Raw genomic sequence first — 16,908 nt, 5'->3', positions numbered from 1 at the left:
CTCCTTATTCCTAACTGCAACGCTTCCGATCTTGGGCAGCCTTGACCGCGGGATCAAGCCGGATTATTCATTAGTATACGAATGATCGTGTACAAACGACGCATAGCTGACCGCCTCGGAACCGCACAGAAGCGAAACGGAAGGGTGAGATGAGCAATTTCAATCAGGAAAGCGTTTTGAGCGTCCACCACTGGACCGACACGCTGTTCTCCTTCAAGACCACCCGCAGCCCGACCTTCCGCTTCCGCAACGGCGAATTCACCATGATCGGGCTCAAGGTCGGCGAGAAGCCGCTGCTGCGGGCCTATAGCGTCGCCAGCGCCAATTACGAGGACACGCTGGAGTTCTTCTCGATCAAGGTGCCGGACGGTCCGCTGACCTCGCGGCTCCAGCATCTGAAGGAAGGTGACGAGATCATCGTCAGCCGCAAGGCCACGGGTACGCTGGTGATCGACAACCTGGAGGAGGGGCGCAACCTCTACCTCATCGGCACGGGCACCGGCCTTGCGCCGTTCCTGAGCGTGATCAAGGACCCCGAGACCTACGAGCGGTTCGAGAAGGTGGTGCTGCTGCACGGCTGCCGGCACGTCAAGGAGCTCGCCTATGGCGAGATGATCACCGAGCATCTGCCGAAGGACGAGCTGCTCGGCGAGTACATCCAGAGCCAGCTGATCTACTACCCGACCGTGACCCGCGATCCTTTCCGCAACCGCGGTCGCATCACCGACCTCATCACGTCAGGCAAGCTGTTCACCGATATCGGCCTGCCGGCGCTGGAAGCCGCCCATGACCGCGTCATGATCTGCGGCAGCCCGGCGCTGGTCGCCGACACCCGCGTGCTGCTTGGCGAGCGCGGCTTCGTCGAGGGCAACCACGGCGAGCCGGCCCAGTTCGTGGTCGAAAAGGCCTTTGCCGAGCGCTAAATTTCTGCGCGAGAAGATCGTATTTTCGCCACCGCCGGGGCGTTGCGGCGTCGATTCGGCGCACGATACTATGTGGGACCGAATCAGCGGAGTTCCCACATGGTTGCGGACAGCGACAGCAACATCGCCTGGCACCGGGTTCAGTTGAAGAAGAATCGCGCCGAGTTGAAGGCGCTGGAGACCGCGCGCTTCACGATGGGTGAGATCGCCTCGTCGAAGCGGAACGGCCAGACGCAGAAATCCATTGCGGAACTCAAGCGCAAGATCGCGCAGTCGGAACGCGTGATCGCCGATCACGACAAGCGCACGCGCCGTCCGCTGGGCACCGACATGCAGAGCCTCAGCAATGGCAGCTGGAGCCATTGGGACTCCTATACCAACCAGCAGCAACGCAAGACTGGCCAGCGTTCGCCGGGGCGGGGGTAGTTCCTCGGAAAGGCGAGGGTTCCTGCCCTTGCGTCGGCGTGGCGCCACACCATCTGGTTGAGACGCCACCAACCATCCCGGTGATTCCATGTCCGGTGATCGCATGTCCGGTGATCTCTTGGCACCGCGCCTCGATTTCACCAGCGAGGCTTTCTTTCGCGATCCGCCCAAGGCCATCGCCGCGTTGCGGGCGCAGGGCCCCGTGGTCGCGACGCGCTTTCCTCTGATCGGCAGCGTCTGGATCACCACCACGCATGACGCCACGGCGCAGGTGTTGAAGGACGGTGCGACTTTCACGCTGCGCAAGGAAGATGGCGACGTCGCGGGCCTGCGCTGGTGGATGCCGAGATATGTGAGGACCATCGCCAACAATATGCTGACGATGGACGAGCCGGATCACACCCGGCTGCGCAGCATCGTGGACGAGGCTTTTCGTCGCCGCGCCATCGTCGCGATGGAGCCCCACATCCGCGGCATCGCCGATGGCCTCGCCAGCGAGCTGTTCGCGAAGGGCAGCCCGGCCGATCTCGTCCAGGACTACGCGCGCATCCTGCCGCTCGCGGTGATCTCCGAGCTTCTGGGCCTGCCGCCGGCCGATCGTCCGAAGTTCATGGCCTGGGCCAATGCAATGTCCTCGCTGACGAGCGTCGCCAGCTTCGTCCGCCTGCTGTTCGCGCTGCGCAAGATGCGGCGTTATCTGGAAGGGCAGTTGCAGATCGCGCGCGAGCAGGGCGGCGAAGGCCTGATCGCGGAACTAGTCCAGGTCGAGCGCGAGGGCGGCCAGATCACAGCGAACGAGATGGTGTCGATGGTGTTCCTGCTGCTCGCGGCCGGCTCGGAGACGACGACGCATCTGATCAGCGGCTCGGTCTTCGAGTTGCTGAAGAATCCCGGCCTGCGTGACTGGTTGGAGCAGGACTGGAGCCGCGCCTCGCTCGCGGTGGAAGAGTTCTTGCGCTTCGTCTCGCCGGTGCAATTCTCAAAACCGCGTTATGTGCGGCGAGACGTCGAGCTGGAGGGCGCGCGCCTGAAGAAAGGCGACCGCGTGATGGTGATGCTCGCCGCGGCGAACATGGACCCGGCCGTGCATGACCAGCCCGAGCGGCTCGACCTCGAACGCAAGCCCAACCGTCACATCTCCTTCGGTACAGGAATTCATTTCTGCCTCGGCCACCAGCTCGCGCGGATCGAGGCGACCTGCGCGCTCCAGGCCCTCTTCACGCGCTGGCCGCGGCTTGGGCTCGCCGTCGAGGCCTCGCAGATTCGCTGGCGCAAGCGGCCGGGCATTCGCATGATTGCGCAATTGCCTGTCATTGCCGATGCTGGTGAGGGGCGCGAGCCGAGCACTGCAAAGGCCGAGCAGTTGCTCGCAAGCTGACGGAACCGCCATCGCCGTTCCCTCATGAAACCGCGAAACAAACCCGGCGGTGCAGGCGTTGGCCAATTGCGCACAACAATGATGGAGCAATCCATGCCCCACGGAGGCAAGACGCATATCGGCTCAGGCGCGCACGGCAAGGGTGCAGGCAACGGCGCGCTGACGGACATCCCCAAGGACAAGATCGGTGACAACATGATCCTGTCGAACCGCGACAAGGCCCAGCATTCCGACATTCGCGGCATGGACAGCAAGTTCATCCAGACCGAGCAATATCAGGATCATTCGGCCAATCGGCTCACCGACGACGAGGAGCCTGAGGATTAGGCGCGCTCAGGAGCCGGTCGACTTCTTCGCGGCCGCGAGCTCGCGCTCCCAGCCGAACACGGAGCGACCGTCGAGATCGGGCGAGGCGGCGCGTTCACCCGCGATGAACGACTCCACCGACGGTCCACGCGCGGTCCGCTCCAGCCGCCGCGCCTGGTCGTCGAGGCGCTTGATCGCCTGCATCTCCTCCTCGCGACCGAGCTTTGCGTTCTGGATTGCACCTTTCAGCACACGAATGGTCTCGTCATAGACCTTGATCGGGACCGGATAGGGATGTCGGTCCTTGCCGCCATGGGCGAGCGAGAAGCGCGCCGGGTCCGTGAAGCGATAGGGCGCGCCGTGCACGACCTCGGCCACCATCGCCAGCGAGCGCACCGTGCGCGCGCCGACGCCGGGCGTCAGCAGCAACTCCGGGAAATCCACCGGGCCGCGCTCGGCCGCCGCAGCCAGCGTGCCATGCAGGCGGCGGGCGAACACGTCCTTGGGCCTGACATCGTGATGATCAGGCATGATCAGATGCGGCAGCATGGCCTGCGCCGGCTCGGGCGTCGTGTTGGTGAGCCGCTCGAATTCCGTCAGGATGCGATCGGGGCCGAGCTCGGAGAGCAGTTCAAGCTGCGCGGTGCGCGAGACGTCGGCGCGGTGATCGGTGAGATTGACGATCTCGCCTTGGGCGGGACCGTCGATTGCGCTGTGGGGCGCATCGACAAAGCTCTTCAGCGTCTCGGAATGCCAGTGATAGCGGCGGGCCTGACGCTTGTCGCCGTTCATACCCTGCTGCACCACCGTCCACTTGCCCTCAGTGGTGACGAAGAAGCCGTGGAGATAGAGATCGAATCCGTCCTGCACCGCGGCGCTGTCGACCTTGGCCACCAGACGGCTGGCGCGCGTCAGCTTTGCGCCATCGAACCCGACGCGATCGCCGAGCTGCAGCAGCTCGTCCGGCGTCTTGCGCGAATGCTGGCCGCGGCCGCCGCAGACATAGATGCCGAGCTCGTCCTGGAGCGGGCCGAGCCCGCGCTTCAGCGCGCCGATCACCGACGTGGTGATTCCCGAGGAGTGCCAATCCATCCCCATCACGGCGCCGAACGACTGGAACCAGAACGGATGCGACAGCCGCTGCAGGAATGCATCGCGCCCGTAATGATGCACGACCGCCTGCGTGACGATTGCGCCGAGCGTTGCCATGCGGCTCGCGAGCCACGGCGGAACCCGTCCGGTGTGGAGAGGAAGATCGGCGCTGCCGGTTCGTCTGGTCATCCGAACCACAAACTAGCGCAGGTCGGCGACAGTTGCACCAGCGGAATGCTGCGTTGCACGAGGCGGGGGAGCGAAGCCGGCCGGGGGGCGTTGAGCGCTGACGCGAATGCAAGACGGGGATATCAATGAATTGGCAGACCCTCATGGCCGACATCGACAAGATGTTCGGGTGGATACCATCATGGTTCATTGGTCTCGGCCTGGTCGCCGGGGCGATGCTGCTTGCCCTGTCGTTTTATCGATTTGCCGTCTGGCTGCTGAATCGCGCCTTCGGAACCCGGCTTCCGCTTCTGAGCGTGTTCATCGAGCGTACGTCCGGCCCAGCCCAGCTGGCGCTGTGCCTTGCCGCCGTCGCACTGGTCCTGCCGCTCGCGCCGCTGGATGATGTTTTCCGCAAGCCGCTGACGAGCCTTTTCGTCGTCGCCTTCATCGCGCTGATCGGCTGGATCTCGATCCGCGTCGTCGACATGAGCGCGGCGCGATACCTGCAGAACTTCCGCGACGTCGCCGAGAATTTCGTCGCGCGCAAGCATGTCACGCAGGTGCGCGTGTTCAAGCGCGTTACCGACACCATCATCGTCATCATCACGGTATCGGCAGCGCTGATGACGTTCGATTCGGTGAGGCAATACGGCGTCAGCCTGTTCGCCTCCGCGGGCGCTGCCGGTATCATCGTCGGTCTTGCCGCCCGTCCGCTGCTCAGCAACCTGATCGCGGGATTGCAGATCGCAATCACCCAGCCGATCCGGATCGAGGATGCCGTGATCATCGAGAACGAGTGGGGCTGGGTCGAGGACATCGCCTCGACCTATGTGGTGATCCGACTCTGGGACTGGCGACGCATGGTGGTGCCGCTGTCCTACTTCATCGAAAAGCCGTTCCAGAACTGGACCCGCGACACCGCCTCCCTGATCGGCGTGATCGCGCTGCATATCGATTATCGCGCCGATGTGCCGCGCATCCGGCGCTGGCTGGAGGAGGCGGTGAAGGAGTCCAAGCTTTGGGACGGCGCCGTCGTCAATCTCCAGGTGATCGACGCGGATTCGCGCACCATCGAGCTGCGCGCGCTGGTCAGCGCCCGGAATGCGCCGCAGTCCTGGGACCTGCGCTGCGAGATGCGAGAGAAGCTGATCGCCTTCATCCGCGACGAGATGCCGGAAGCCCTGCCGCGCGAACGCGCGATCCTGATCCCGCAAGGAGGAGGCGATGACATCGAATTGTTCGAGCGCCCCGCCGCGCCGGAGCGGATTCGGGCGGGCGCCCACAATTGACCGGTGCGGTGCTGCCTTTATTGAGCCTTGGTCGCGCCGCGCAGGCCCGCCTGCTGCTGGATCGTGTCCAGCGCGCCGGATGATCGCTCTTCGGCCACGAAGTGGTTGAGCAGGGGAAGCGCGTCCTCGCGCCCCCGGGGGATCGCGATCGCCATGTGCTCCAGCCCCCAATTGCCGTCGAGGATCTTGGCGCCCGGCATCTGGTCGGACATTTCGAACAGCGTCGGCTTGTTGGTGGCGTAGAGGTCGATCTCGCCGCGTCCGAACATGGCGGTGGCGACCTTGACGCTTTCGGCGGGAATGATGGTTGCCGCCTTGAATTTCGCCGGCAGGACGCGCTCGGAGGTCGAGCCCTTGGTGACGCCGATCTTCACGCCAGGCTTGTCGATATCCTCGATCTTTGCGACCTGTGAATTCGCGGGAACGAGATAGCCGAGCTCGATCGAAAGCACTGGCTGGCTGAAGCTGACCTCGCTCGCGCGCGCCGGTGTGGCGTTGGTCACGGTGAAGTCGACCTGGCCGTCGTGGATCGCGGTGACGATGTCGGCGACGCGCTGAAACCTGACATAGTCGACGCCAACGCCGAGCCGTTTTGCCAGCTCGCCGCCGAGATCGTAGGCGAGGCCGTGCGGCTTGCCGGCCGGATCTGTGACCATCGAGGTCGGACTGCCCGGATAGATGCCGACGCGCAAGGTGCCGCTCGGCGCGAGAAGCTTTGCTTCGCCATCGGCGCGCGCAGGCGCGCCGAGCAGGCTAATGACGGTAACCGCGAGCAGGGCGGTGCGCGCAAGGCGTCCGGAAGAGGTCCTCATGTGAAGAACCCTACTGCGCGCGGATGTTGGCGGCCTTCAGCACCGGCTCCCATTTGGTCGCCTCGGCGTGCATGTAGGCGTCGAAATCCTTGGCGGAGGAGCCGACGGGGGCTGCGCCGATCTTGCCGAGCGTCGACAGCACGCTCGGGTCTTGCAGCGCGCCCTTCAGGTCGGTCTCGAGCTTGGCGACGATCTCCGGCGGCATCTTGGCCGGACCCAGCACGCCCCACCAGACCGAGACGTCGTAGCCGGGTACGCCGGCCTCGGCGATGGTCGGAACATCCGGCAGCGCCTTGGAGCGTTCGGCCGAGGTCACCGCAAGCGCGCGCACCGGGCCGCCCTCGAGCTGGCCGATGGCTTCCGCGAGCGGATTGATGCTGAGCGGGATCTCGCCGGCGATCACGGCCGTCAGCGCCGGTGCGCCGCCCTTGTAGGGGATCGCGACGATCTTGGTGCCGGACATGTATTTCAGCAGCTCGCCGGCGAGATGCGCCGAGGTGCCGTTGCCGGACATGCCGTAGGAGAGCTTGTCCGGCTCCTTCTTGGCCGCGGAGAGGAGATCGCCGAGCGTCTTGTAGGGGCTGTCCTTGGCCACGACGATCGCGAGCGGCGAGGAGGCGACCTCGGTGATCGCCGTAAAGTCCTTGAACGTGTCGTAGGGCACGCTCGGATAGATGAACTGGTTCAGCGGATGACCGCTCGCGACCAGGATCAGCGTGTAGCCGTCGGGCGCAGCCTGCGCCAGGGTCTGTGACGCCACGATGCCGCCGGCGCCGGGACGGTTGTCGATCACTGGCTGCTGACCCCAGGTCTTGGCCAGCGCCTGGCCCAGGGTACGCGCGAGCACGTCGACCGCGCCGCCGGCCGCATAGGGCACCAGGATGTGGACCGGCTTGCTCGGATAATTGTCGGCCTGCGCGGCACTCGCTGCCAGCAGCATGCCTGCACCGACCGCGAGCCGGCCGATCATTGTGTTCAAACCCAGCATTCCCAGCACTCCTTGCGGGCATTCCATCCCTGGCGGCGGTCTCTGAGCCGCTCCGGACGATGCCCATGGTTCTTGTTGACGAGACCTGATCTTTTGTACGATAGTACAAATCACATGGTACGCAAGCCCACCAGCAAGGAAACGGCCCGCAAGCCGAACATGCGCGAGGCGATCCTCGCCGCAGCCGAGGAGCTGTTCGCCACCAACGGCTTCAATGCCGTCTCGGTGCGCGACATCGCGCAGGCCGCCGGGGCCAATCCCGGCAGCGTGACCTATCATTTCAAGACCAAGGACGGCCTGCTGCTGGAGATCTACCGGCGCCATTGCGGGCCGATGAATTTGCGCCGTTCCGAGCTGCTCGCCGCCGCAAAGCGCGTGCGCGATCTGCAGGACCGGTTGGAAGCGATCGTGCGTGCCTATGTGGTGCCGGCCTTCACCTCTGGCAGCGATCTCGCCGGTGGCGGGGCGCGCTTCACGCGGCTGCGCGCGGTGATGTCGGCGGAAGGAAACGAGGTTGCGCGAAAGATCATCGCGCAGACATTCGATGACACCAGCCACGCCTTCATCGACGCGATCCACGAGAGCCTGCCGCACATTCCGCGCACCGACATCGTCTGGCGCAGCCATTTCCTGCTCGGCGCACTCTATTATTCGCTGGTGACGCCGGACCGCGTCTCGCGCCTGTCGCGCGGCGAGGCCGACGGCAGCGATGCCGCGGGCGCCATCGAGCAATTGGTGCAGGCGACCGTTGCCGCGTTCCAGGCGCCGGCGCTTGACCAGGCGGCGCCTGCACGGCGGCGACCGGCCGTCAGCAGCAAGACTTGAAGGAAACAGTCTCGCTCGCGATTCAAGTGATGACGATGATGTACACGCCGACCATTCCGCCGCCCGATCCGAACACGCGCACGCCGAAGTTCAAGCTGCCCAAGCTGTCCTGTGACGCGCATTGCCACATCTTCGGGCCCGGCTCGAAATACCCTTACGCGCCCGATCGCTCCTACACGCCGCCTGACGCGCCGCTGGAGGATTTCAGGGCGCTGCACGCCAAGCTCGGCGTGGAGCGCGCGGTCATCGTCAATGCCAGCGTGCACGGCACCGACAACACGGTGGCGCTCGATGCGATCGCCGAGAGCAATGGCGCCTACCGTGCGGTCGCCAATATCGACGACACCATTACCGAGCGCGAACTGCGCGTGCTGCACGAGGGCGGTTTTCGCGGCTGCCGCTTCAATTTCGTCCGCCATCTCGGCGGCGTGCCCGACAAGCGCGTATTCGACCGCATCGTCGCGATGGTCACGCCGCTCGGCTGGCACATCGATCTGCACTTCGATGCGATCGACCTGCCTGAATATGCCGACATGCTGACCAGGCTGCCGCTGAGCTACACCATCGACCATATGGGCCGGGTGAAGGCGGCGGATGGGCTCGATCAGCTTCCATTCAAGATCCTGATCGAGCTGATGCAGCGCGACGAGAAATGCTGGGTCAAGATCTGCGGCTCCGAGCGGGTGTCCTCAGTCGGTCCGCCGTTTACCGACGCGGTACCCTTCGCGCGAAAGATCGTCGAGACCGCGCCCGACCGCGTCATCTGGGGCACGGACTGGCCGCATCCCAACGTCAAGGTCATGCCGAATGACGGCGACCTCGTCGATCTGATCCCGCTGTTCGCGCCGGAGCCGGAGTTCCAGCAGAAGATCCTGGTCGACAACCCTGCGCGCCTGTTCGGGTTCGATCGATGACGGCGATCGCGATCGACAAGCCGCGCGGCAGCGCCTGGTGGAAGGAGCTCTGGATCCAGGTGCTCATCGCCATGGCGGCCGGGATCGCGCTTGGGATCGCCAGCCCCGAGGCGGGCGCCAAGATGCAGCCCCTTGGCGATGCCTTCATCAAGGCGATTCGGATGCTGATCGCGCCGATCATCTTCTGCACCGTCGTGCACGGCATTGCCCACATGGCCGACATGGCGCGGGTCGGGCGCGTCGCGGTGAAGGCGATCATCTATTTCGAGATCATGACCACGATCGCGCTGATCATCGGTCTCGTCGCGGTGAACCTGCTCAGGCCCGGCGTCGGCATGAACATCGATCCCGCCAGCATCAATGCCAGCGCGTCGAACCTTACGTCAAGCAGACCGGCGCGATCGGCTTCGTGCCGTTCCTGATGAACATCGTGCCGGCGACGTTCGTCGGTGCTTTTGCCGAGGGCAACATCCTCCAGGTGCTGTTCATCTCCGTGCTGTGCGGCTTCGCGCTGGTGCAGCTCGGTGAGCGCGCCGCGCCGCTGGTCCATCTGATCGACATCGCCGCCAAGATGGTGTTCGCGGTGGTCGGCTTCGTGATGTGGGCGGCGCCGATCGGAGCGTTCGGCGCCATCGCCTTCACGGTCGGCAAGTTTGGCGTCGGTTCGTTGGCCTCGCTCGGCAAGCTCCTTGGCGGCTTCTATCTGACCTGCCTGGTCTTCATCGTCATTGCGCTCGGGCCGGTGGCCCGGCTGTGCGGCTTCTCGCTGCTTAAGCTGATCCGCTACATCTGGGAGGAGTTGCTGATCTGCATCGCCACGACCTCGTCGGAGACGGTGCTGCCGCGGATGCTGACCAAGCTGGAGAAGGCCGGCTGCGAGAAGAGTGTGGTCGGGCTGGTGATCCCGACCGGCTATTCCTTCAATCTCGACGGCACCTGCCTCTACCTTGCCGCCGCCTCTGTGTTTCTGGCGCAGGCGACCAACACGCCGTTCGGGCTCGCCGAGCAGATCGAGCTCTTGCTGATCCTGCTCGTGACCTCCAAGGGCGCGGCGGGGATCGCGGGCGCCGCCTTCGTCGTGCTGGCGGCGACGCTGTCGGCGACCGGCACCATCCCGGTGACGAGCGTGGCGCTGGTGCTCGGCATCCACCGCCTGATGTCGCAGGGTCTGACACCGACCAACCTGATCGGGAACGCGGTTGCGACCATCGCGATTGCCAAATGGGAAGGCGCGCTCGATGGCGAGCGGCTGAAGCGCGTGCTCGACGGCGAGGACTCCGCGGTCGCTGTCGCTTGAAATGAACCTGCTGCCGGCGTGACGCGGGCGGCCTATGATGCTTACGAACGAAAGAGGGGAGTTCTCCCATGAAAACAGGTCTCGTCGTCACCGCCCATCCCGGCGATTTCGTCTGGCGCGCCGGCGGCGCCATCGCGCTGCATGCGAAGAAGGGCTATCGCATGAAGATCGTGTGCATGTCCTTTGGCGAGCGCGGCGAGAGCCAGTTCGCGTGGAAGGAAAAGGGCGCGACGCTGGAATCGGTCAAGGCCGGTCGCAAGGACGAGGCGGAGCGGGCGGCAAAATTACTCGGCGCCGAGATCGAGTTCTTCGACTGCGGCGACTACCCGCTCAAGCTCACCGAGGCGCATTTCGACCGCATGGTCGACATCTACCGCGAGCTCAATCCGAGCTTTGTGCTGACGCACGCACTGGAAGATCCCTATAATTTCGACCATCCAAACGCGGCCCATTTCGCCCAGGAGACGCGCGTGGTCGCGCAGGCCATGGGCCACAAGCCGGGCGCGCAGTACAAATATTCCGCGCCGCCGGTGTTCCTTTTCGAGCCGCACCAGCCCGAGCAGTGCAATTACAAGCCGGACACGATCCTCAAGATCGACGAGGTCTGGAAGGAGAAGTACGAGGCGTTCCAGATCCTGGCCGCACAGAAGCACCTGTGGGGCTATTACGAGCGCGTCGCGCTCAACCGCGGCATCCAGGGTAGCCGCAACACCGGCGTGCCCATGACCTATGGCGAGGCCTATCAGCGGCTGTTCCCGACCGTTGCGGAGGAATTGGCATGAAGCCCGTCGTCGTTCGCAACATTGAGCGAGCCGATCCCGCCGGGATGGCGGAGTACGGCGTCTCCACCGTGCACGAGGCCTATGGCCGCCTCGGACTGATGAAGCCGTATTTGCGCCCGGTCTGGGGAGGTGCGTCGATCGCCGGTCCCGCGGTCACCGTGCTGGCACAGCCCGGCGACAACTGGATGATCCACGTCGCCGTGGAGCAGTGCAAAAAGGGCGACATCCTCGTGGTCGGCTGCACCACCGACAATACCGACGGCATGTTCGGTGAGCTGCTGGCCACCTCGCTGAAGGCGCGCGGCGTGCAGGGGCTGATCATCGATGCCGGCTGCCGCGACGTCAAAGCGCTGCACGAGATGAACTTTCCGGTGTGGTCGCGCGCGGTCTCGGCCAAGGGCACGGTCAAGGCCACGCTCGGCTCGGTCAACGTCCCCGTGGTTTGCGCCGGCGTCAACGTCGATCCCGGCGACATCGTCGTCGCCGATGACGACGGCGTCGTCGTGGTGCCGAAGCGCTATGCGGCTGAAGTCGCCGAGAAGGCCAAGAAGCGCAACGCGGATGAAGGCGGCAAGCGCAAGCGGCTGGCCTCGGGCGAGCTCGGCCTCGACATGTACAGCATGCGCGAGGCCCTGGCGAAGGCCGGCCTCGTCTATGTCGACAATCCCGAGGACGTCTGAAGCAAGTCACGGAGCGGGCGCATGGAACGTCACAAGCTGAAAGCCGTGCTCGGCAGCCACCCCCATGTCCAGGCGGTGAAGAGCGGCGCGCTCCGCTCCGACCTCTTTGATTTGGAATTCATCGAGTACACGCCGACCAACACGGCATTCAAGCCGATGGTGCGCGAGCAGGCGTTCGACGTCTGCGAGATGGCGATCGTCACCTACCTGATGGCGAAGGCGCACGGCAAGCCGCTGGTGCTGCTGCCGGCGACCATGATGGGCCGCTTCCAGCATGCCTATGCGCTCTACAATCCCGCCCGGGGCACGCTCGGCCCGTCCGATCTCGAAGGCAAGCGCGTCGGCATCCGTTCGTTCACGACCACGACGGGCGCCTGGATCAGGGGCATCCTCGCCAACGACTATGGCGTCAATCTCGACAAAATCCGCTGGGTGACCTTCGAGGACCCGCACGTCGCCGAATATGTCGACACGACCGAGCGCGCGCCAAAGGACAAGAAGGTGTTGCAGATGCTGCTCGATGGCGAGCTCGATGCCGTGCTCGGCGAGACCTCTGACAATCCCAGGCTGAAGCCGCTGTTCCCCGATCCGGCGGCAGAGGCCGCCAAATGGTACGCCCGCCGCGGTGTCGTGCCGGTCAACCATCTCGTGGTCGTAACGGAGCAGCTCGCAGAATCCCGCCCTGACGTGGTCGCGGGCGTCTATGATCTGCTCAAGCGGAACAAGGCGCAGATGGGACCTGTGGCAACGCCCGACCTCGTTCCGTTCGGGATCGAAGCCAACAGGAAACCGCTCGAGCTGATCATCGACTACGCATTCCAGCAGGCGCTGATCCCGCGCCGCTATGCGGTCGAGGAGCTCTTCGACGCTACGACACGAGGATTGAACTGATGGCGGGTGATCCCAGGCGCTGGCAGATCGGGCTGGTCGGCTATGGCGAGGTCGGCAGGATTCTGGCCGAGGATTTGCGCCAGCAGGACATCAAGGTCTTAGCCTATGACATCAAGCTCGGCGCCGAGCAGGGCGCGCCGCTGCAGGAGCATGCGGCGAAGTTCGGCGTGACGCTCACAGCGTCTCACGCGGAACTGACCGCGAAATCCGACTTCATCATCTCCGCCGTCACGGCGAGCCAGGCCGTGCCGGTGGCAAAGGCCTGCGCGGCCGCGATCAACCAGGGCACCTGGTTCCTCGATTTCAACTCGGCCTCTCCCGGCGCCAAGCAGCGCGCCGCGGCGCTGATCGACGGCGCTGATGGCCGCTATGTCGAGGGTGCGGTGATGACCTCGGTGCCGCCGTATCGCATCAAGGTGCCGCTGCTGCTCGGCGGGCCCGGCGCGAGGGAGCTGGAGCCGCTGCTGAACGCGATCGGCTTTGCGGCGAAGGTTGCGAGCGACAAGCTCGGTGTGTCCTCGGCGGTGAAGATGTGCCGCAGCATCATGATCAAGGGCCTGGAAGCCATGGTCATCGAGAGTTTCACCACCGCGCGCGCCTATGGTGTCGAGGATGCGGTGCTGGCGTCACTCACCGAGACATTCCCCGCCATCGACTGGGAGAAACAGGGCGCCTATTTCTTCCAGCGCGTGATCGAGCATGGACGGCGCCGTGCCGAGGAGGTGCGCGAGGTCGCCGAGACCGTGCGCGAGGCGGGGCTGACGCCGTGGTCGGCGCATGGCACGGCCGAGCGTCAGGCCTGGGTGGCCGATCTTGCCGATGAGGGGCTGTTCGGACCGAAGGGGACCAAGGGGTTTGCCCGCAGCGCAGACTGGCGTACCGAAGCGGATCGGATCCTGGCGAGGATCAATCGCGCGAAATAGGGCGGCTCCGGTTCAGGATTTCGCCGCGCAACAGCCCGTGAGCTCATCGCGCGCGCGGTCGATCAAGTCGATCAGGCTTTTGGCCTCCCGCACGACTTCGGTCGTGCGCTCAGTGCGGAATTCGGCGAGGATCATGCGAATGCACTTGTCGGCGGTCTCGAGCGTCCACAGCATGCGGGCCATCTCGTCCTCGGCGCGGATCGCCGCGATATCGAGGCCTGACAGGACTTCGCCGATGCCGTTCAGCCGTTTGACGGCGGTCTCGGCGGGCGTCCCGGACCGAACGGAATGAGAGTTGATGCTGCTGAATGCGCTGAACACGTCCATGCTTCCCGATTGAATGCAGACATCAGTGCGGTCTCACTAAGACCGGCACTGCGGGACTTGCAATGCGTGCACCTATCGGGAATCGGAGAGAGTCTACTATCCGGAAGAGTACCGGATTCGGAATTTTGGAACTGTGGGCGGTAACATCGGACGGTAATCCGGCTCGTTGCAATGCAGATATGCGTTGGGAGCCGTTCACGGGCCTGGGCGGAATAGCGTGGCACGCTGCCGTGCAAAGGTCTGCCGGCCAGCTTTGAAGCCCATCATGACGTCAGGCAGCTCGGCGATGGCGAATCGGCTGTCCCTGGTATCGAGCACGATCAGATCGGCGGGATTGCCGACCTTGATGCCGTAATCACCGAGGTTCATCAGCCGCGCCGGCAGCTCGGTGACGAGATCGAGGCAGGTGTCGAAGTCGCTGACCGAGGCGTGCGCGACGTTGGCATAGAAGTTCGCCATCCGCAGCAGCGAGGCATCGCCAAACGGCGTGAAGGGATTGAGCACGTTGTTGGTCGCGACCGAGCACAGCACGCCGTCGCCGGCGAGCTTGTGCGCGAGCGTCAGCCCGCGCGGCGCATTGTGGGTGGCCTCGCGGCCCATGAGATAGAGATCGGTCGCGGGCAGCACGGTGACGGCGACGCCGGCCTTTGCCAGTTGCGCGGTGGCCGCCTTCATCCGTTCCGGCGGCAATGCCGAGAGTTTCGTGGCATGGCCGATCGCGACGCGTCCCCCGTAGTTGCGGCGCACGGTCTGCCGGCAGACCTCGTCGAGATGCCACCAGGAGGGGTCGAGGTCGAAATCGAGATGGAGGTCGACGTCGACGTCGAACTCCTCAGCGAGATCGAAGATGCGCGCGAGATGGGCGTTCGGATCGGTGTCCATGTAGGGGCAGCCGCCGATGGCTTCGCCGCCGTCGCGCAGCGCCTGGATCAGCAGCTTCTCGGCGCCGGGATCGTTGGTCAGGCCTTCCTGGGGGAAGACGCAGAGTTCGAGGTCGATCGCCCAGGCATGGTCGCGCTTGAGCGCCTTCACCGCCTCGAAGCCGCGGAGGCCAATGCGCGGATCGATCTCGACATGCGTGCGCATCCGCGTCGTGCCGTGCACGATGGCGCGTTCGAGCACCTTTGCCCCGCGCGCGTAGACGTCCTCGACGGTAAAATCCTTCTTCATCCCGGCGACGGCGCGGATGGCTTCCGAGACGCTGCCGTGATCGTGCCCGCAGCGGCCGAGCAGGCAGGCCTTGTCGAGATGGATGTGGGTGTCGACGAAGCCGGGCAGGGCCAAATGGCCGTCGACGTCGACCTCCACGGCCTCGCAGGCGAGCCTGGGCGCGATCGCGGCGATGCGGCCGTCCTTCACGCCGATATCGACGGGTGCGGCGGATGAGCGCAACAGCGCGTTGCGGAAGATCAGGTCGAAGGCGGCTTGGGTGGTCATGGCGTCGGATTCAGGTGTGGTAGCCTAGCGGAAGCCGAGGGAGCGGGCAGCTCCAGATTGTGTGCAATCAAGGCGTCAGATTGTTCAAAAAATGTGCATGCACTTTGAGGTCTGAATTGTAGAATGCCGGCACTTTCGGAGAACCCACGATGTCCGCTCCCGTCAAAGCCGAACGCCCGATGACCGACGCCGAGATCGTCGAGGCTTATCTGACGGCCTCGATGATACCCGATCCCGACGCCGCCGCGGCCTATATGAAGCCGGGCACGGTGATCACGTTCACCGGCGGGCGCGAGTTCGACCATCCGCGCGGGCCGACCGGTTTCAACGCGAAGCGCTATCGCTGGGTCAAGAAGAAGATGGACCGGTTCGACGTCTGCCCCGGCGCCGACGAGACCGTCGTTTACAGCGTCGGCACGCTCTATGGCGAGTGGATGGACGGCACGCCGTTCGAGGGCAATCGCTATGTCGACCGCTTCGTCGTGAGGGACGGCCAGATCGTGAAGATGGACGTGTGGAACGACAGCGCCGAGCGCATCCTGGTCCAGCGCGGGATCGAAGCCTAGCCTCTTCTAGCGACCTTCGGCAATTTGACGACGCGGTCGCTCGTTACCTCATCGGCGTAAGGCGCCAAAATATCGAGCAGGTCGCGGCCGCGCTGCGGGGTGGGGGCAACCAGTGCGCGATTGGCCACGGAATCCAGGTGATGATGCATCAAGTCCATCACCTTGGACTCGTCACCCTTGGCGAGCGCCGAGATGATGGCGCGATGCTCGTTGATGGCGCATTCGGTGGAATGCGGGCGGCTGTAGAGCGAGAGCGTCAGGCAGCAGCGATAGGCGACTTCGCTGACATAGCGCACCAGGATCGGGCTGTTCGTCATGTGGGCGAGCAGGATGTGGAATTCGGTCGCGAGCCGGATCGACACCGCATCCGTGCCGCCGCGCGCGCGATCCTCGGCGTCGACATGGGCGTTCAGCTCGGCGATCTGCGCCTTGGTCAGCTTGCCCGCGAGCTGGCGCACGACGAGACGCTCGAGCTCGATGCGGATGTCGAAGGCATCGCGCGCCTCCTGCCAGCTCGGCGTCGCCACCACCGCGATCCGGTTGCGGCGGAGCTCGACGAGGCCCTCGGCGGCGAGCTGCCCCAGCGCGTGGCGGGCAATGGTGCGGCTGACGCCGAAGCGCTCGCCGAGCGAATCCTCCGGCAGCTTGGCACCGGGCTCCAGCGCCTGCTCGATGATGGCGCGCCGCAGCGCGCGGCAGATCACGCTGACCTTGTCCGACGATTCAGAAGTCTTGCTGCTCGCGCGCGCCGCCATCCGCGAATCCTGTGGGAGATGACGTCATTCCTTAGCACAGGCTCGCGCCAATTCCGCGCTCCAATTGCATGCAGTTTGGGGTCCGGACTGCCTAAATCGAATCCGGCCGTCAGGCGCGGCGTTTTG

At 64.9% G+C, this 16,908-nt stretch carries 18 protein-coding genes and 1 pseudogene; 13 read left to right on the top strand and 6 right to left on the bottom strand.

Translation table 11 applies throughout. The features are described from left to right. The first annotated feature begins 149 nt into the window (after nt 1-149). From QA649_RS28275 to QA649_RS28260, 4 genes are all read left to right on the top strand, one after another. Nucleotides 150-923 (top strand): ferredoxin--NADP reductase, encoded by a 774-nt coding sequence (locus QA649_RS28275; RefSeq protein ID WP_018645584.1) that lies wholly within the window; start codon nt 150-152, stop codon nt 921-923. A gap of 99 nt (nt 924-1,022) precedes the next feature. Next, nucleotides 1,023-1,349 carry a hypothetical protein gene (locus QA649_RS28270; RefSeq protein WP_283020067.1) on the top strand — a complete coding sequence of 109 codons (327 nt, stop codon included), beginning with the start codon at nt 1,023-1,025 and terminating at the stop codon, nt 1,347-1,349. Nucleotides 1,350-1,467: 118 nt separating this feature from the next. After that, nucleotides 1,468-2,727 carry a cytochrome P450 gene (locus tag QA649_RS28265; RefSeq protein ID WP_283026119.1) on the top strand — a complete coding sequence of 420 codons (1,260 nt, stop codon included), beginning with the start codon at nt 1,468-1,470 and terminating at the stop codon, nt 2,725-2,727. 93 nt (nt 2,728-2,820) lie between these two features. Further along, on the top strand, nt 2,821-3,054 hold the full coding sequence (locus tag QA649_RS28260; RefSeq protein WP_283020066.1) for a hypothetical protein: 234 nt from the start codon (nt 2,821-2,823) through the stop codon (nt 3,052-3,054). 6 nt (nt 3,055-3,060) lie between these two features. On the opposite strand, the gene QA649_RS28255 is transcribed toward QA649_RS28260, so the two are convergent. Then, the gene (locus QA649_RS28255; RefSeq protein ID WP_283020065.1) at nt 3,061-4,314 is read right to left on the bottom strand and encodes a DUF763 domain-containing protein; all 1,254 of its coding nucleotides are present in this window, start codon (nt 4,312-4,314) and stop codon (nt 3,061-3,063) included. Between the two features lie 125 nt (nt 4,315-4,439). On the opposite strand from QA649_RS28255, the gene QA649_RS28250 reads away from it, so the two are divergent. Then, a complete protein-coding gene (locus tag QA649_RS28250) occupies nt 4,440-5,585 on the top strand; it encodes a mechanosensitive ion channel domain-containing protein (RefSeq protein WP_283020064.1) in 1,146 nt (381 codons plus the stop codon). 17 nt (nt 5,586-5,602) lie between these two features. Here the strand turns inward: QA649_RS28250 and QA649_RS28245 are convergent, their stop codons facing one another. Together QA649_RS28245 and QA649_RS28240 are read right to left on the bottom strand one after the other, a co-directional pair. Further along, complete coding sequence (locus QA649_RS28245) at nt 5,603-6,397, bottom strand: ABC transporter substrate-binding protein (protein ID WP_283020063.1); 795 nt, start codon at nt 6,395-6,397, stop codon at nt 5,603-5,605. Between the two features lie 10 nt (nt 6,398-6,407). Further along, entirely contained in the window at nt 6,408-7,385 is a 978-nt protein-coding gene (locus QA649_RS28240; RefSeq protein WP_283020062.1) for a tripartite tricarboxylate transporter substrate binding protein, read from the bottom strand. Nucleotides 7,386-7,499: 114 nt separating this feature from the next. On the opposite strand from QA649_RS28240, the gene QA649_RS28235 reads away from it, so the two are divergent. The 7 genes and pseudogenes from QA649_RS28235 to QA649_RS28205 all read left to right on the top strand — a co-directional run bounded on the left by QA649_RS28235 (nt 7,500) and on the right by QA649_RS28205 (nt 13,697). After that, the gene (locus QA649_RS28235) at nt 7,500-8,210 is read left to right on the top strand and encodes a TetR family transcriptional regulator (RefSeq protein WP_283020061.1); all 711 of its coding nucleotides are present in this window, start codon (nt 7,500-7,502) and stop codon (nt 8,208-8,210) included. Nucleotides 8,211-8,239: 29 nt separating this feature from the next. Continuing rightward, nucleotides 8,240-9,124, top strand: coding sequence for an amidohydrolase family protein (locus QA649_RS28230; protein ID WP_283026118.1), 885 nt, complete (start codon nt 8,240-8,242; stop codon nt 9,122-9,124). Beyond that, nucleotides 9,121-10,421 (top strand): annotated as a pseudogene (gene dctA / locus QA649_RS28225) (C4-dicarboxylate transporter DctA). The gene QA649_RS28230 and the pseudogene dctA overlap by 4 nt, the downstream one beginning before the upstream one ends. Before the next feature lie 68 nt (nt 10,422-10,489). Then, nucleotides 10,490-11,203: a PIG-L deacetylase family protein gene (locus QA649_RS28220; RefSeq protein WP_211403268.1), complete on the top strand. Its 714-nt coding sequence runs from the start codon at nt 10,490-10,492 to the stop codon at nt 11,201-11,203. Continuing rightward, nucleotides 11,200-11,883 carry a 4-carboxy-4-hydroxy-2-oxoadipate aldolase/oxaloacetate decarboxylase gene (locus QA649_RS28215; protein WP_283020060.1) on the top strand — a complete coding sequence of 228 codons (684 nt, stop codon included), beginning with the start codon at nt 11,200-11,202 and terminating at the stop codon, nt 11,881-11,883. The genes QA649_RS28220 and QA649_RS28215 overlap by 4 nt, the downstream gene beginning before the upstream one ends. A 21-nt stretch (nt 11,884-11,904) precedes the next feature. Next, a complete protein-coding gene (locus tag QA649_RS28210) occupies nt 11,905-12,774 on the top strand; it encodes an ABC transporter substrate-binding protein (RefSeq protein ID WP_283020059.1) in 870 nt (289 codons plus the stop codon). Beyond that, complete coding sequence (locus QA649_RS28205) at nt 12,774-13,697, top strand: DUF1932 domain-containing protein (protein ID WP_283020058.1); 924 nt, start codon at nt 12,774-12,776, stop codon at nt 13,695-13,697. The genes QA649_RS28210 and QA649_RS28205 overlap by 1 nt, the downstream gene beginning before the upstream one ends. A 12-nt stretch (nt 13,698-13,709) precedes the next feature. Here the strand turns inward: QA649_RS28205 and QA649_RS28200 are convergent, their stop codons facing one another. After that, nucleotides 13,710-14,024, bottom strand: a complete 315-nt coding sequence (locus QA649_RS28200) for a hypothetical protein (protein WP_283020057.1) — start codon at nt 14,022-14,024, stop codon at nt 13,710-13,712. A 195-nt stretch (nt 14,025-14,219) separates the two neighbouring features. Beyond that, a complete protein-coding gene (locus tag QA649_RS28195) occupies nt 14,220-15,461 on the bottom strand; it encodes an amidohydrolase family protein (protein ID WP_283020056.1) in 1,242 nt (413 codons plus the stop codon). Between the two features lie 149 nt (nt 15,462-15,610). Between QA649_RS28195 and QA649_RS28190 the strand changes: the two genes are divergently transcribed. After that, nucleotides 15,611-16,027 carry a nuclear transport factor 2 family protein gene (locus QA649_RS28190; RefSeq protein WP_283020055.1) on the top strand — a complete coding sequence of 139 codons (417 nt, stop codon included), beginning with the start codon at nt 15,611-15,613 and terminating at the stop codon, nt 16,025-16,027. Here the strand turns inward: QA649_RS28190 and QA649_RS28185 are convergent. Beyond that, nucleotides 16,024-16,782 (bottom strand): GntR family transcriptional regulator, encoded by a 759-nt coding sequence (locus QA649_RS28185; RefSeq protein WP_283020054.1) that lies wholly within the window; start codon nt 16,780-16,782, stop codon nt 16,024-16,026. The genes QA649_RS28190 and QA649_RS28185 overlap by 4 nt on opposite strands. Nucleotides 16,783-16,908: the final 126 nt, after the last annotated feature.

This window comes from Bradyrhizobium sp. CB1717 (genome assembly GCF_029714325.1).
In the GTDB taxonomy this organism is placed as follows: domain Bacteria; phylum Pseudomonadota; class Alphaproteobacteria; order Rhizobiales; family Xanthobacteraceae; genus Bradyrhizobium.
This window is presented reverse-complemented; position numbering and strand designations above follow the sequence as displayed.